General features: G+C 65.0%; 13 protein-coding genes. 6 read left to right on the top strand and 7 right to left on the bottom strand.

Translation table 11 applies throughout. The annotated features are described in order from the left end of the window. Positions 1 to 2 precede the first annotated feature (2 nt). Genes P0Y59_06095 through P0Y59_06085 form a run of 3 tightly spaced genes read right to left on the bottom strand, consistent with a single transcriptional unit; the run spans position 3 to position 4,065 of the window. Positions 3 to 2,180 carry an RNA degradosome polyphosphate kinase gene (locus P0Y59_06095; protein ID WEK01258.1) on the bottom strand — a complete coding sequence of 726 codons (2,178 nt, stop codon included), beginning with the start codon at positions 2,178 to 2,180 and terminating at the stop codon, positions 3 to 5. Beyond that, positions 2,177 to 2,812, bottom strand: coding sequence for a DnaA/Hda family protein (locus P0Y59_06090; protein WEK01257.1), 636 nt, complete (start codon positions 2,810 to 2,812; stop codon positions 2,177 to 2,179). Before P0Y59_06090 ends, P0Y59_06095 begins: the two co-directional genes overlap by 4 nt. Further along, positions 2,809 to 4,065, bottom strand: coding sequence for a heavy-metal-associated domain-containing protein (locus P0Y59_06085; GenBank protein WEK01256.1), 1,257 nt, complete (start codon positions 4,063 to 4,065; stop codon positions 2,809 to 2,811). The genes P0Y59_06090 and P0Y59_06085 overlap by 4 nt, the downstream gene beginning before the upstream one ends. Positions 4,066 to 4,126: 61 nt before the next feature. Between P0Y59_06085 and purM the strand changes: the two genes are divergently transcribed. The 4 genes from purM to P0Y59_06065 all read left to right on the top strand — a co-directional run bounded on the left by purM (position 4,127) and on the right by P0Y59_06065 (position 6,977). Beyond that, positions 4,127 to 5,233, top strand: a complete 1,107-nt coding sequence (gene purM / locus P0Y59_06080; protein ID WEK01255.1) for a phosphoribosylformylglycinamidine cyclo-ligase — start codon at positions 4,127 to 4,129, stop codon at positions 5,231 to 5,233. Between the two features lie 108 nt (positions 5,234 to 5,341). Continuing rightward, the gene (purN, locus tag P0Y59_06075) at positions 5,342 to 5,908 is read left to right on the top strand and encodes a phosphoribosylglycinamide formyltransferase (protein WEK01254.1); all 567 of its coding nucleotides are present in this window, start codon (positions 5,342 to 5,344) and stop codon (positions 5,906 to 5,908) included. Further along, positions 5,905 to 6,282, top strand: coding sequence for an MmcQ/YjbR family DNA-binding protein (locus tag P0Y59_06070; protein ID WEK01253.1), 378 nt, complete (start codon positions 5,905 to 5,907; stop codon positions 6,280 to 6,282). The genes purN and P0Y59_06070 overlap by 4 nt, the downstream gene beginning before the upstream one ends. Continuing rightward, complete coding sequence (locus P0Y59_06065) at positions 6,279 to 6,977, top strand: hypothetical protein (protein ID WEK01252.1); 699 nt, start codon at positions 6,279 to 6,281, stop codon at positions 6,975 to 6,977. Before P0Y59_06070 ends, P0Y59_06065 begins: the two co-directional genes overlap by 4 nt. Positions 6,978 to 6,983: 6 nt before the next feature. Here P0Y59_06065 and P0Y59_06060 read toward each other — a convergent pair whose 3' ends face one another. From P0Y59_06060 to P0Y59_06045, 4 genes are all read right to left on the bottom strand, one after another. Further along, positions 6,984 to 7,502 (bottom strand): GNAT family N-acetyltransferase, encoded by a 519-nt coding sequence (locus tag P0Y59_06060; GenBank protein ID WEK01251.1) that lies wholly within the window; start codon positions 7,500 to 7,502, stop codon positions 6,984 to 6,986. Between the two features lies 1 nt (position 7,503). After that, positions 7,504 to 7,926, bottom strand: a complete 423-nt coding sequence (ndk, locus tag P0Y59_06055) for a nucleoside-diphosphate kinase (GenBank protein WEK01250.1) — start codon at positions 7,924 to 7,926, stop codon at positions 7,504 to 7,506. A gap of 90 nt (positions 7,927 to 8,016) precedes the next feature. Next, on the bottom strand, positions 8,017 to 8,457 hold the full coding sequence (locus P0Y59_06050; protein ID WEK01249.1) for a DNA polymerase III subunit chi: 441 nt from the start codon (positions 8,455 to 8,457) through the stop codon (positions 8,017 to 8,019). A 170-nt stretch (positions 8,458 to 8,627) separates the two neighbouring features. Beyond that, entirely contained in the window at positions 8,628 to 10,094 is a 1,467-nt protein-coding gene (locus P0Y59_06045; GenBank protein WEK01248.1) for a leucyl aminopeptidase, read from the bottom strand. Positions 10,095 to 10,254: 160 nt separating this feature from the next. Here P0Y59_06045 and lptD point away from each other — a divergent pair, with 160 nt between their 5' ends. Continuing rightward, a complete protein-coding gene (gene lptD / locus P0Y59_06040) occupies positions 10,255 to 12,492 on the top strand; it encodes an LPS assembly protein LptD (protein WEK01247.1) in 2,238 nt (745 codons plus the stop codon). A 125-nt stretch (positions 12,493 to 12,617) separates the two neighbouring features. Continuing rightward, a complete protein-coding gene (locus P0Y59_06035) occupies positions 12,618 to 13,994 on the top strand; it encodes a SurA N-terminal domain-containing protein (GenBank protein WEK01246.1) in 1,377 nt (458 codons plus the stop codon). Positions 13,995 to 14,008: the final 14 nt, after the last annotated feature.

Here is a 14,008-nt window from a genome sequence, read left to right as displayed (position 1 = left end):
CCTTAACGCCTGCGGTTCAGCGAAAGTTTCGGTACGGCATCGCTGGCCGACAAGGCGGCACCCCGGCCGGACAGCGATGGGTTGGTCATGAAATAGCGATGCAGGTTGAACGGCCGGTCGCCAGGTTCGGCCCGCACATAGCTGCCGTCGGCATGAAGCTCCCAGCTCTGCTCATTGTCGATCAGGTTGGCGACCATGACCTGGTCGAGGATCTGGTCATGCACCGTCGGATTCTCGATCGGCAGCATATATTCGACCCGCCGGTCGAAATTGCGCGGCATCCAGTCGGCCGAGGAGATGAAGATCTTCGCGCCGTCATTGGGCAGCGCCTTGCCGTTGCCGAACGCCCAGATGCGGCTGTGCTCTAGGAAACGGCCGATCACTGATTTCACCCGGATATTCTCGGACAGACCGGGTACGCCCGGCTTCAGGCAGCAGATGCCGCGGATGATGAGGTCGATGCGCACCCCGGCGGCACTCGCCTCATATAGCTTCTCGATCACAGCCGGATCGACCACCGAATTCATCTTGGCCCAGATCGCGCCGGGCTTGCCCGCTCTCGCAAATCCGATCTCTTTGTCGATCAGGCTCATCAGCCGCGGACGCAGGTCACGCGGCGACAGGCTGACCAGCGCCATGTCGTGCGGCTCGACATAGCCGGTGACGTAGTTGAACATCTGAGCGGCATCGCGACCGATGCGAGGATCGGCCGTGAAGAAGCTGAGATCGGTATAGATTTTTGCCGTGACCGGATGATAATTGCCGGTGCCGAAGTGGCAATAGGTGCGGAATTGCCCCGCTTCCCGCCGGACGACCATCGAGACCTTGGCGTGGGTCTTCCACTCCATGAAGCCATAGACGACCTGCACGCCCGCCCGTTCGAGCGCCGAGGCCCAGAGCAGGTTCTGCTCCTCGTCGAAGCGCGCCTTCAGTTCGACCACCGCGGTGACCGACTTGCCGGCTTCGGCCGCGTTGATCAGCGCGTTGATGACGGCTGGCTGCTTGCCGGCGCGGTAGAGTGTCTGCTTGATCGCCACCACATCGGGATCGCCCGCTGCCTGCCGCAGGAAGGCGAGCACCACGTCGAAGCTCTCATAGGGGTGATGGACGACGATGTCCTTGGCGCGGATCGCCGCGAAACAATCGCCGTTGAACTCGCGAATCCGTTCCGGGAAACGCGGGCTGTAGGGCGGGAATTTGAGGTCGGGCCGATCCTCGTCGACGATCGACTCAAGATCGCCCACGCCGAGGAACGCGCCGCTTTCAGTGACGAAGGCGTCGGCGCCGCCCAGCTCGTCGCGCAGGGCCTTGGACAGGCCCTCGGGCATGCCGCTTTCCAGCTCGAGACGGATGACGCGGCCACGGCGTCGCCGCTTGATCGCGTTGGCGAAGTAGCGGACGAGATCCTCGGCCTCTTCCTCGATCTCGATATCGCTGTCGCGCAGCACGCGGAACTCAGCGCCGCCCTCGACGCGATATCCGGGGAAGACCAGCGACGAGAAGCGCTTCACCAGCGATTCGACCGCGACATAGCGCGCCTTCTCGCCCGGAAGCCGGACGAATCGCGCCATCGGTGCCGGCAGCATGACCAGTTCGCGGATCGGCTCGTTATCGGAGAGGCGGACCAGATCGAACATCACCGCCAGCCCCTTGTTGGGCATGAACGGGAACGGGTGCGCCGGATCGAGCGCCTGGGGTGTCAGGATCGGGAAGATCTGCTCGCGGAAATGGGTCTCGAGCCAGGCCAGTTCCTCGGGCGTGACCGCCGCGTCGATCGTCTTCGAGCCGAGCACCTCGATCCCGGTTTCGGCAAGCTCATGGCGCAGATCGCGCCAGACCGAGCGCTGGCTTTCGACCAGTTCGTCGGCCTCCGCCACGATCGCGGCGAGCTGCTGCCGCGACGACATGCCGTCGACCGAGAGGCGGTCGACGTCCTGAAGCTGCTGCCCCTTCAGCCCCGCGACTCGCACCATGAAGAATTCGTCGAGATTCGAGCCCGAAATGGACAGGAACCGGACTCGCTCAAGCAGCGGATGCGCCGGATTGCATGCCTCTTCCAGCACGCGCCGGTTGAAAGCCAGCCAGGAAAGCTCGCGGTTGAAGTAGCGGTCGCTACCCTCGCCGCTGACGAACGGATCGTCGTCATCGTCCAGACGCACGATATGGGCGGGCCGTGTCATAGGTTCTCGATCGGTAATTCGGGTGCGCGACCGGCAATCAGCCCCGCTTCAGCCAATGTGGCGCGCGCGAGCGGAATCGACAAGCGTTTGTGGCGAGCGAGGACCGCCTGATCGAGCACATCGACGGTGCGCAGGAGGGCGACATGGCTTCGCTCGACGCGAAGAATCAGCCACTGGATCAGGTCGGGACGGGCATCGAGCCCGCGCCGCAGGAACTGCCGCTCGAACAATGCCTGCATCAGCGCCTCGTCGGGCGGGCCGATTCGCGCGATCGGGCTGGCGGTGAGGCGTGAACGAAGGTCCGGCAATTTGATCGTCCATTCGGGCGGCCCGGCATCGGCGACGATGACCAGCGGATGCCGGCTTTCCTGCGCCCGGTTCCAGGCGTGGAAGATCGCCGTCTCGCTCTGGCGTTCGGCATCGTCGATGATCTCGCCGCCGCTCTTCGCGGCGAAGATCCGCGCGAGCAAACTCCGGCCGGCCTTGCGCGGCCCGGTGAGCACGACAGCCATCACCGGCCAGGTGCTCCAGCGTTCAAGCAGCTGGACGGCGCGCGCATTCGAGTCGCTGACGAGGAACTCGTCGTCGCGCGGATCCGGCGGCCAATCAAATGGCAGCGCGATCTGGCTCATCCGCTGGTCGCGTTTTCCGCCGGCGGCGCGGTCACGCCCTGCGAAGGGGCGCCGGCTCGCCGGATACGCAGTGTCGTTCCCGTGCCCTGGACCGCCCAGCCGCGCGCTTCGAGCAGCGGCCTGAGCGTGGCCGGATCGCCATCGAAGCTGACTCGCATCACCGAGACGCCGCCGAGCGCAAGGCTGGTGGTGAGCGCCGAGCGCACGCCCGGAATATTCCGAAGTGCTGCCTCGGTTGCCGATACCGACGCAGCGCCGGGGGTATCGACCTGGATACTGATCGCAACGCCGCCGGATATCTGGACGGCGTCGTTGGTTTCGACCGTGCTCTCACCCGGTGCTTCTTCTTCCACGATCGGAGTCGGCTCAGGCGGGCGCGAGGAAAGCGTCGGGTCGGTGCGGAGCGTGCCGTTGCGAAGCGCCGCCTGATAGGCGTCATCGATCCGCTTCACACCGGCATCGAGCAGCACCGGCAACGCGTCGCCATTACCCACGCGCAGAGTGAAGCGGGCGATGATGTGGTTGTCCGGGCCGTGGCGTGCTTCGAACACGCCGATGATCGGGCCGCCCGGCCATTGGCGGGAAAGGCGGACCATGGGGACGAGGATATCGGACGCGCCATATTGATCGAGGATCGTCCGCCACCACGCCCGGCCCGGCCGGCCCACCTGCCCGGCATTGAGCAGCAGCGAATCGGGCCCCGAACCGGCCGGCCGCACATAGTCGATCGCACTGTTCCCGGTGCGATAGCGGTTCCATGCTTCCTGCCACTGAGTCTTCTGCTCGAACGCAGGCCCTGCCCCGCCCGACCATTCGATCGGGATGGTGAGCATCGGGGCCGAGCGCATCGTGCGCCCCGCGACTCCCAACAGGGCGCCGGCGCGGGCGCGGCTGAACAGCACGCCCAGTCGGGCGACATAGCGGTTCGGGCCGATCTGTTCATTCTCGACGACGATGCCGGATACCAACGAATCGAGCGTGCCGTCGGAGACCAGGCTACCGTCCCCGCCGAGCCGCTGCGACAGCATCTGCCAGCCCTTGCGCTGAGCAATGCGCCAGCCCCCGGTGCGGGCCGCGTCGGCGGTCTTGCCGGTCACGTCCACGTTGACGCCGCTCACTTCATAACTGCCGGAACCGTCGCCGGCCGACACGGCTGGGCCGCTGCCTTCTTCATCCTGCGCCAGCACGATTCCACCGGTGACGGCGATCGTCAGGGCGATCGGAAGCAGACGGACAAGGCGGCGGGAGTTCATTGCGGGCCCTTTTGGCGAAGCAGACGTGGAAATCCAAGCAGGATATGGCTAGGCGACCGGAATGAGCGACACTGAACGGGACAATGGTCCTTACACATACGCCCAGGCGGGCGTCTCTATCGCCGCGGGCAACGCGCTGGTGCGCGCGATCGCGCCATTGGCCAGGTCGACCCGACGGCCCGGCGCCGATGCCGACCTCGGCGGCTTTGGCGGCTTCTTCGATCTCAAGGCGGCCGGCTTCGTCGATCCCCTGCTGGTCGCGGCGAATGACGGCGTTGGGACCAAGCTGAAGCTAGCCATCGACCACAACCGTCACGACGGGGTCGGGATCGATCTGGTCGCGATGTGCGTCAACGACCTGATCGTTCAGGGTGCCGAACCGCTGTTCTTCCTGGATTATTATGCGAGCGGAAAGCTCGACGCGGCAGTTGCCGAACGAGTCGTCGCCTCGATCGCCGAGGGCTGCAAGCAGGCAGGCTGCGCGCTGATCGGCGGCGAGACAGCGGAAATGCCGGGCATGTATGCCGAGGGCGACTACGACCTCGCCGGCTTCTGCGTCGGTGCGGTCGAGCGGGACCGGGTGCTGACCGGTGCTGCGATCGCGCCGGGTAACGTGATGCTTGGCCTCGCCTCGTCGGGCGTGCATTCGAACGGCTTCTCGCTGGTGCGCCGGCTTGCGGCTGATCGGGGCTGGAAGCTCGATCGTCCCGCCCTGTTCGACCAGGACGTGATGCTGATCGACACGCTGATGGCGCCGACGCGCATCTATGTGAAATCACTGCTGCCCCTGCTTGCCGAAAAGCGGATCAAGGGGCTGGCGCATATCACCGGCGGCGGACTGCTGGAGAATGTCCCGCGCGTGCTGCACGAAGGCGTTCACGCGCGAATCGACGCCGATGCATGGCCACAGCCGCGGCTGATGGGGTTCCTGCAGGGCCAGGGGGCGATCGAGCCGGAAGAGATGGCGCGGACCTTCAATTGCGGGATCGGGATGGTTGCCGTGGTGGCCGCCGAAGAGGCCGATGGCGTGAAGCAGGCGCTCGAAGCGGCGGGCGAGACGGTGTTCGCGATTGGAACGATCGAGGCTGGCGCACGGGGATGCACTGTCTTCGGCAGTGACGAGGCATGGAGCGCCCGCGCGGCGTGGTCGGCGACGCATGAGGCGTAATCTTCTGCCCTCCCGTTTGCGGGAGGGGCCGGGGGCAGGCTCCCGGCCTGTCATGAGCGGTGTCGTTGGCGGTACCCTCTACCCCCTCCCGCAAGCGGGAGAGCCGCAATGAGGCGCAAGGTCGGTATCCTCATCTCGGGGCGCGGATCGAACATGATGTCGCTGGTCGAAGCCGCGAACGATCCAGCCAGCCCGTATGAAATCGGCATCGTAGCGTCGGACAAGCCGGACGCGCCCGGCCTGGCCTGGGCGCGCGACGCCGGCCTCAGGACCTTCGCTCAATCGCCCAAGGGCATGCCGAAGGCCGAGTATGAAGCCGCAATCGACGCGGCACTTCGCGATGCCGGTGTGGAGATCATCGCCCTAGCCGGTTACATGCGCCTGCTTTCCGATGATTTCGTCGCGCGCTGGCGCGGGCGAATCATCAATATCCATCCCTCGCTGCTGCCCAGATACAAGGGCCTCGACACGCACCAGCGTGCCATTGAGGCAGGCGACGCGGTTGCCGGTTGCTCGGTGCATATCGTTACCGAGGAACTCGATGGCGGCGAGGTGCTCGGGCAGGCGGAGGTGCCGATCCTGCCGGCCGATACCGTCGAGAGCCTCTCGGCGCGCGTGCTCGCCGAAGAGCATCGCCTTTACCCGAAGGTTCTGGCAGACTTCGCGATGCGATGAGTCCCGATCCCGAGCCCGTTCTCGCCAAGGTCCGCGAAATCTGCATGGCCCTGCCCTGCGCCGTCGAGAAAATCTCGCACGGCGCGCCGACCTTCTTCATCGAGAAGGGCAAGGTCTTCGCCTCTTTCTCGCACAACCACCATGGCGACGATCGCACCGCCGTGCAGGTCAAGACCAGCGGGCTCGAGGAGCAGGCCATGCTCGTCGAGATGGACCCCGATCTCTATTATGTGCCGGCCTATATCGGCCATGCCGGCTGGATCGGCCTGCGGCTCGACACCGACGAGACTGACTGGGACCATGTCGGCGACCGCATCGCGACGAGCTGGGAACTGGTGGCGCCGCGCAGATTGCTTGAGGCAGGTGGAAGATGAGCGACGAAATTCCGGCCCCCTCGCCTCTTGCCGAACCGGATCCCGTTCCCCCTGCGGCTCCCCGCCGCGACCCCGTTGTCGAAAGCACGGTTCAGCAGGCGGTCGAACGTGCCGAGGCAGCGGCGACGCGACGGCGTTGGGTTACACTGGCCGAAATCGTCAGCGTCGCCGGCCTGTTGATCGCCGCGCTCAGCTTGTGGATGAACTGGTCTGATCGCCGCGCCGACGAACAGGGAAAGCAGGTCGAGAAGGCGAACGAGAGCAAGGCGCGTACGCTTGTGCTGTTGACCGCGGCACCGGAACATGGCGGCGCGCGGCTGGCGCTGAAGGATGAAAACCATCCGATCCAGAGCATCGATGTCCGCTTCCCCGCCGCTCTCGGGATCGGCAATCAGTCGAGCATCCTCGAACCGCGCATCGAGGCCGACTGGTTCGCCGATTCGATCCTGCAGGCAACCGACAAAGGTGCGGACGTCCGTGAGGGACGTCTGCCCGTGCTGATCACCAGCAGTTATTGGGATGCCGACAAGCAGCGTAGCGACAGCGCGATCTATGATGTGGTCTGGCGGACCGAGGGTCGCCTGCTGCGCGGCCGGGCGTTGCGGCTGAAGGGAATCATGCTGCGGGAACGGACGTCTCAGCCGGCGCGGCTGGAAGCGTTGTGGGCGCGGGAGAAGCCCAAGCCCGCGGGATAGAAGCGTTCAGATATCCCGCGCGAAGACCAGATCGTCGTGGAAGGTGTCGCCGACGAGAAACTTGCGCTCGCCGATCTTTTCGAAGCCCTGCCGTTTGTAGAAGGCATGGGCGCGCAGGTTGCGGGCATAGACGCCAAGCAGGATGCGCGTTCGACCGAGCCGGATGGCGTGCTCGACTGCCGCATCCATCAGGGCGGGGCCGAGGCCGGTGCCGTGCATCAGCGAGAGCGTATAGATGCGCTTGAGCTCGATATCCGCCGGGCCCGGCTCGACCGGCAGGTCCGGCGCCACGAGCACGGCGTAACCGACGGGCGCATGGCCGTTCTCGACTTCGGCGATCGTCACGGCACCGAGCGGGTCTTTCGCCCAGGCAGTGAATTTTGCAGGCGTATTGTTCGCGGCGCAATGGGCGACGATGTCGTCGCCGCCGAGCAGGCCGGCGAAGGTTTCGAGGAAAGTAGCGGATGCGACAAGCGATAGCGCGGCGGCATCCGCTGCGCCGGCCTGTCGCACCCGCCAGCTCATCTCAGCCGACCAGCTCTTCCGGCTTGAAGAAATAGGCGATCTCGATCGCGGCATTCTCGTCCGAATCCGAACCATGGACCGAGTTCGCCTCGATCGATTCGGCCAGTTCCTTGCGGATCGTGCCGGCATCGGCGTTCGCCGGGTTGGTCGCGCCCATGATGTCGCGGTTGCGCTGAACGGCGTTCTCGCCCTCGAGCACCTGAACGACGACAGGGCCAGAGATCATGAAAGCAACGAGGTCGTTGAAGAAGGGACGCTCGCGGTGAACGCCGTAAAAGCCCTCGGCCTGTTCCTTGGTCATCTGGATGCGCTTTGAGGCGACGACGCGCAGGCCGGCCTCTTCAAGCATCTTGGTGACGGCGCCGGTGATGTTGCGGCGGGTGGCATCGGGCTTGATGATCGAGAAGGTACGGTTCGCGGCCATGACGGTCACGGGCTCCTGTCTTTGGTGGGGCGGAAAAGTCGCGGCTCCCCTAGGCGGGAGCCGGCCGGGATGCAAGGCCGATGGGAGCGCTCAGGCCGCCTGTTCCCATTTGCCGCTCTCGCCCTGTTTCCAATAGCGGCGTTCGATTCCGGGGCGGTCGGCAAGGCCCTTCCAGGCAAGGCGTGCCTCGGCGATCCGGTCGCCGTCGAAGAAATGGAAGGCGCGGTCGAAACGAAGCGCCTCCTCGCGCCAGACGCCATCGGCGATCGCGATATTGCGCGCGCCATTGCCTGGTTCCGACGCGCTCGCGATGAGGACCGGCTGGAGAGTATCGCCCTTCCCGCCAGCCTGACCATGGGCGAGGAAGCTCTCCGGCGCATAGGTCCAGAGCAGCTTGTCGAGCGAGATGCGCTGTACCGCGCTTTCCGCGACGATCAGCAGCCGGGCGCCGGTCTCAACCACCCGTTCCGCGATACGGGGCAGGACTCGGTCGAGCGGCTGCGCGGTCAGATGATAAAAGTCGACCTGCATCGGTTCCTGTCCGCCAAACTCGGCAAAAGTTGGAGGATTTTGTCACACCTGTCCGGGAGCATCCGAAAATGAACCAGAATATATTTTCTATTAAATCAGATATTTAATAGAAAGCTCCAACAGCATTTCTGTTGGCGCGCGTGACAAAACCCTCCAGAAAACCTGCCGAATTACCCTTCGAAATTATCCGCCACGAACCGGTCGAGCAGGCGAACGCCATATCCGGTCGCGCCCTTGTCCCAGGTCGCGCCGGGCTTCTCGGCCCAGACCATGCCGGCGATGTCGAGATGCGCCCAGCGTACGCCCGTATCGACATAGCGCTGGATGAACTGCGCCGCAGTGATCGAGCCGGCGCCGCGCGGGCCGACATTCTTCATGTCGGCGATCGGCGAGTCGATCAGCTTGTTGTAGGCATCTGACAGCGGGAAGCGCCACAGCAGGTCGCCCGACGCCTTGCCCGCCGCGAGCAACTGGTCGGCCAGCGAATCGTCGTTCGAGAAACAGCCGCCATGCTCGTTACCCAGGCTAATGATCATCGCGCCGGTCAGCGTGGCAAGATCGACGATGGTCTTGGGATGATGGGTGCGCTGGACCCAGGTGATCGCGTCGCACAGCACCAGCCGGCCCTCGGCGTCGGTGTTGAGCACTTCGATCGTCTGGCCTGACATCGAGGTCAGCACGTCACCCGGGCGGATGGCATTGCCGTCGGGCATGTTCTCGACCAGCCCGCACACGCCGATGACGTTGGCTTTCGCCTTGCGCGAAGCAAGTGCCTTCATGGTGCCGACGACCGCCCCGGCGCCGCCCATGTCCCACTTCATGTCCTCCATGCCCGCGCCGGGCTTGAGCGAGATGCCGCCGGTGTCGAAGGTAACGCCCTTGCCGACCAGCGCCAGCGACGGATCGCCCTCCCCTGCGCCGTTCCACTTGAGCGCGAGCAACCGCGCGTCGCGGGCCGAACCCTGGCTGACCCCAAGCAGGGCGCCCATGCCGAGTTCCGCCATCTCGGTCTCGCCGAGTACGGTCACTTCGAGGCCAAGACCCTCGGTTTCGGCCAGCACCCGCGCGACGAAGCTTTCGGGATAGATGACGTTCGGCGGCTCGGCCACGAGCGTGCGGGTCAGTTCCAGCCCCTCGGTCAACGCCTTTTGCGGGGCCCAGGCTGCCTCGCTCCCTTCGGGCGCGTTGAGCAGGGTGATCGACTTCAGCGTCGGCTTCGACTTTTCGGGTAGCTTGGTACGATAGATGTCGAGTCGCCAGGCGCGCTGCGCCGCGCCGCCCGCGAACCGCGCAACCGCCTTGGGGGTCGCGCCGGCGGAGGCGAAATCGGTCTCGACCGCCTCGACGCCGGAGGTCAGAAGCCGCGCGGTCAGCGCGCCGCCGGCCCGTTCGTAATCGCTTTCGCCGCCGGCGCCGATGCCCAGCAACAGGACCCGGCGAACGCCGCCGGCGTGCGGCACAAAGGTTTCGACCACGATGCCGGTCTCTCCGTCGAAGCGGCTCGCACGGGCCGCTCCTTTCACGACGCCGAGCGCATCCGCATCGAGCGCGGTCGTCGTCAGCCGGCCTAGACCGTCCTTCTCCACGGGAAGCGCCAGCACGGCGGCGGAAGGAGTCGTGGAGAAACTGATCTGCATGGGAACCTCGATTTTCGTCTTCTTGGTTTGAGTCGTAGCCCTCTAGGCCACCCGCATCGCGCTGGCAAAGCACCGCCACGATTGCAGCGCGCGGCGTCGGGTGCGATAGGGCAGCATCATCGCGACCGCATCCGGCGCGCTTGGAGGTGTTTTTTCCAACGTGAAGCGTTCCGATCTTCTCGCGACCTGCGCCCTTCCCTTCGCGCTGTGGCTCAGCACCGCCGCGCATGCGCAGGACCTGCAGATTCCCGCCGTGCCGCTGCCGCCGCCTGCCGAAACGCAGCCGCCGGACGACCAGGTGCAGTTCAGCGCCGCCGAGCTCGAATATCTCAACGATAGCGACACGGTGATCGCGACAGGCGACGTTCGCATGTATCGCAGCGGAGACCGGCTGCGCGCCGACAAGGTCACCTGGAACCGCAAGACCGGCAAGGTCTTCGCCACCGGCAATATCGTGGTGGTCAATCCGGGTGGCGACACTGCCTATGGCGATTCGATCGAGCTGACCGATTCGCTCAAGGACGGCGTGGTCGACAACATGCTCGTCGTGCTAGAGCGCGGCGGGCGGCTCGCGGCGCGGCGCGGCACCCGCGCGCTGGACGAAACGGTGACGCTGGAGGATGCCGCTTATACGCCTTGCGCCGTGACGACCTCGACCGGCTGCCCTAAGGAGCCGTCGTGGAAGATCACCGCCGTGCGGGTGGTGTACCGGCCGGACAAGAACCGGATTTATTACAAGAGCGCCCAGATCAACCTGTTCGGCCTGCCTACCCTGCCGCTGCCCAATTTCTCGCATCCGGCCGGCGGCGAGAACGACAGCGGCCTGCTGAGCCCGACGTTCCGCTACAATGGCGTCAACGGATTCGAGTTCGCCCAGCCCTATTTCTTCGCATTCGGCCCGAATCGGGCCCTGACGATTACGCCGCGAGTGTACAGCGCCGTGCTGCCGATGCTCCAGGCGGACTATAGCGCGCTGGGCTCGAAGGGGGCGTTCAAGGTTGGCGCCTATGCCACGGTGAGCCGCCGCAGCGACGACCTGCTGACGACGACACCGACCAGCACCGAGCAGGCGTTCCGCGGCTATCTCGATGGCGTGGCGCGCTATCAGCTCGATCCGAACTGGAGCATCAGTGGATCGCTGCGTCTCACCACAGACCGCACCTTCCTGCGCCGCTACGACATCTCCAACGATGATCGGCTGCGCACCACGGCGAAGGTCGAGCGGATCGATGCCGACAGCTATTTCTCGGCGGCCGGCTGGTTCGTGCAGACGCTGCGCGTCAACGACCGCCAGGGGCTTCAGCCGATCGCGTTGCCCGAGATCGACTATCGCCGGCGGGTGAACGAGGGCTTGCTCGGCGGCAAGTTCGAATTCGAGCTCAATACCCTGGCGATCACCCGGTCCGCGGGACAGGATACCCAGCGCGCCTTCGCCAGCGCGCAATGGGATTTGCGCAAGCTGACGCCGTGGGGACAGGAGGTGACGTTCACCGCCTATGTCCGCGGCGACATGTACAATGCCAGCGACACGCTCGCGACGACGGTCGCCAGCTATCGCGGCGACGAGGGTTTCCAGACCCGGGCGATGGGGGCGTTCGCGATCGACGTGAAATATCCCCTGATCGGATCCTTCCTGGGCGGCACGCAGCGCCTGACGCCGCGATTCCAGATCGTCGCCGCGCCGAAGACGGAGAATCTGGGCATCCCCAACGAGGATTCGCGCGCCGTGGATCTCGAGGATTCCAACCTGTTCGCGCTCAACCGCTTCGCCGGGTATGATCGGTTCGAGGATTCGAGCCGGGTCACCTATGGCGTCGACTGGGCGGTGGACCTGCCGGGCTTCTCGATGAATACGACGGTCGGGCAAAGCTATCGGCTCGACAATCGCTCTTCCCTCTTCCCGCAAGGCACCGGCCTGAGCGACCGCACGTCCGATATCGTTGGCCGGACAGAATTGAGGTTCCGCGATTTCGTGTCGATCACGCATCGCTACCGGCTCGACAAGGACAGCTTCGCGGTGCGTCGCAACGAGATCGACGCGACGATCGGGTCGCGCAGCACCTATGTGCTGCTCGGCTATCTCCGGCTCAACCGCGATATCGGCACGACGCTGGAGGACCTGCAGGACCGCGAGGAAGCGCGTGTCGCCGGTCGAATCCAGTTCGCGCGCTTCTGGTCGGCGTTCGGGTCGGTCGTGATCGACCTTACTGACCGCGCCGAGGATCCGCTGTCGCTATCCAACGGCTTCTCTCCGGTTCGCCACCGCATTGGTGTCACCTATGAGGATGATTGTCTCCGCCTCGGGCTAACCTGGCGGCGCAATTACGAAGACACCGGCGACGCCCGCGCCGGCAACAGCTTCCTGTTCTCGCTGGCGTTCAAGAATCTGGGGCGCTAGACGCTGGGGTTGGAAACTGCACTTCAGGACGATCGAACAGCGATCTGGGCCGCTAAGCGCCGGTTCAGCAATGGTGGAACAATAGGCCAGATTGCGACGGCGCGGGATGGGATTTTGAAAACGTGATGATTTCGAAGAACAAGACGGCCGGTATCGGGCGCAGGATCGGCATGGCGAGCGCAGGTCTGCTGGCGATCGTCGGTGTGACCAGCGGCCTCCCGGCCCAGACCGTCAGCGACAACAGTGTGCCGACCGTCGGGCTCAATATCCCGGAGAACATGCAGATCTTCGGAAAGCTCGATCCCAATATCCGCAAGGCGACGGCGATCGTCAACGAAGCCGTCATCACCGGCACCGACGTCGATCAGCGCATCAACCTGATCGTCGCGGCGAACCAGTTGAAGCTGAACCCCGAGGAACATGATCGGCTTCGGCTCCAGGTGCTGCGCAGCCTGATCGACGAGACACTGCAGATCCAGCAGGCGAGGACCAACGAGATCGTCGTGACCAAGGACGAGATCGACCAGAGCTTCGCCCGCGTGTCGCAGCAGTTCGGCAAGTCGGAGGCCGATATGCGCGCCTATCTGCGCAGCGTCGGCTCGTCCGACCGCTCGCTGCGGCGCCAGATCGAGGCCGATCTGGCCTGGAACCGTTATCTTCGCCGCCGGGTGGAACCGTTCGTCAATGTCGGCGAGGAAGAGGTCAAGGGCATCATCGAGCGCCTGAAGGCCGCGCAGGGCAGCAACGAATATCATCTGAAGGAGATCTATCTCGCGGCGGGGCCTGACCGCGCCCAGCAGGTCTTCGACAATATGCGCCAGATGATCCAGGATATCGAAAAGGGCGGCAAACCCTTTGAATATTATACTCAGTTTTCCGATGCGTCGACGCGCAGCACGCAGGGCGATCTTGACTGGGTCAGCACCAGCCAGCTCACCTACCTGCCCCCGAGCCTGGCCGAGGCAGCCCAGAAAATGGGCGTCGGCGAGGTTGCCGGACCGATCGAGGTGCCGGGCGGTTTCTCCATTCTCTATCTGGTCGACAAGCGGCAGGTGCTGATGGCCGATGCGCGCGACGCTCAGCTCACCCTGAAGCAGCTGACGGTCCGCTTTCCCCCGGGCATGACCCAGGCATCGGCCGGCGAGCGTGTCGCCCAGCTGGAAAAGGTGACTCACGCCATGCAGGGCTGCGGCAATGTGGCGAAAGTGGCCGGCGAACTGAACGCCGAAGTGGTGGACAATGCCTCGGTGAAGGCTCGCGACCTGCCAGCCCGTCTTCAGGAAATGGTGCTCAAGATGCAGATCGGCGAGGCCACGCCCTGGTTCGGATCGCCCACCGAGGGCGTTCGCACCCTCGTGCTGTGCGGCCGTGACGATCCGCAGACCGCCGCGCTGCCCCAGGCCGACCAGGTCCAGAGCCGTATCGAACAGCAGCGGGTCAATCTGCGCGCACAGGGCGTGCTGCGCGATCTTCGCCGCGATGCCGTGATCGAATATCGCTAAGGGAGCGTTTTCGC

Source organism: Candidatus Sphingomonas phytovorans (assembly GCA_029202385.1).
Lineage (GTDB): Bacteria > Pseudomonadota > Alphaproteobacteria > Sphingomonadales > Sphingomonadaceae > Sphingomonas > Sphingomonas phytovorans.
The sequence above is the reverse complement of the archived record's forward strand: the minus strand, read 5'-3'. Positions and strand labels throughout refer to the sequence as shown.

What these genes read in the sequence shown, in the direction of transcription:
- ndk (WEK01250.1), bottom strand. Translation starts at nt 7,926, where the DNA reads ATGGCCGCGAACCGTACCTTCTCGATCATCAAGCCCGATGCCACCCGC.
- P0Y59_06060 (WEK01251.1), bottom strand. Translation starts at nt 7,502, where the DNA reads ATGAGCTGGCGGGTGCGACAGGCCGGCGCAGCGGATGCCGCCGCGCTA.
- purM (WEK01255.1), top strand. Translation starts at nt 4,127, where the DNA reads ATGAGCGACACTGAACGGGACAATGGTCCTTACACATACGCCCAGGCG.
- P0Y59_06045 (WEK01248.1), bottom strand. Translation starts at nt 10,094, where the DNA reads ATGCAGATCAGTTTCTCCACGACTCCTTCCGCCGCCGTGCTGGCGCTT.
- P0Y59_06035 (WEK01246.1), top strand. Translation starts at nt 12,618, where the DNA reads ATGATTTCGAAGAACAAGACGGCCGGTATCGGGCGCAGGATCGGCATG.
- P0Y59_06070 (WEK01253.1), top strand. Translation starts at nt 5,905, where the DNA reads ATGAGTCCCGATCCCGAGCCCGTTCTCGCCAAGGTCCGCGAAATCTGC.
- P0Y59_06050 (WEK01249.1), bottom strand. Translation starts at nt 8,457, where the DNA reads ATGCAGGTCGACTTTTATCATCTGACCGCGCAGCCGCTCGACCGAGTC.
- purN (WEK01254.1), top strand. Translation starts at nt 5,342, where the DNA reads ATGAGGCGCAAGGTCGGTATCCTCATCTCGGGGCGCGGATCGAACATG.
- P0Y59_06090 (WEK01257.1), bottom strand. Translation starts at nt 2,812, where the DNA reads ATGAGCCAGATCGCGCTGCCATTTGATTGGCCGCCGGATCCGCGCGAC.
- P0Y59_06095 (WEK01258.1), bottom strand. Translation starts at nt 2,180, where the DNA reads ATGACACGGCCCGCCCATATCGTGCGTCTGGACGATGACGACGATCCG.
- P0Y59_06065 (WEK01252.1), top strand. Translation starts at nt 6,279, where the DNA reads ATGAGCGACGAAATTCCGGCCCCCTCGCCTCTTGCCGAACCGGATCCC.
- P0Y59_06085 (WEK01256.1), bottom strand. Translation starts at nt 4,065, where the DNA reads ATGAACTCCCGCCGCCTTGTCCGTCTGCTTCCGATCGCCCTGACGATC.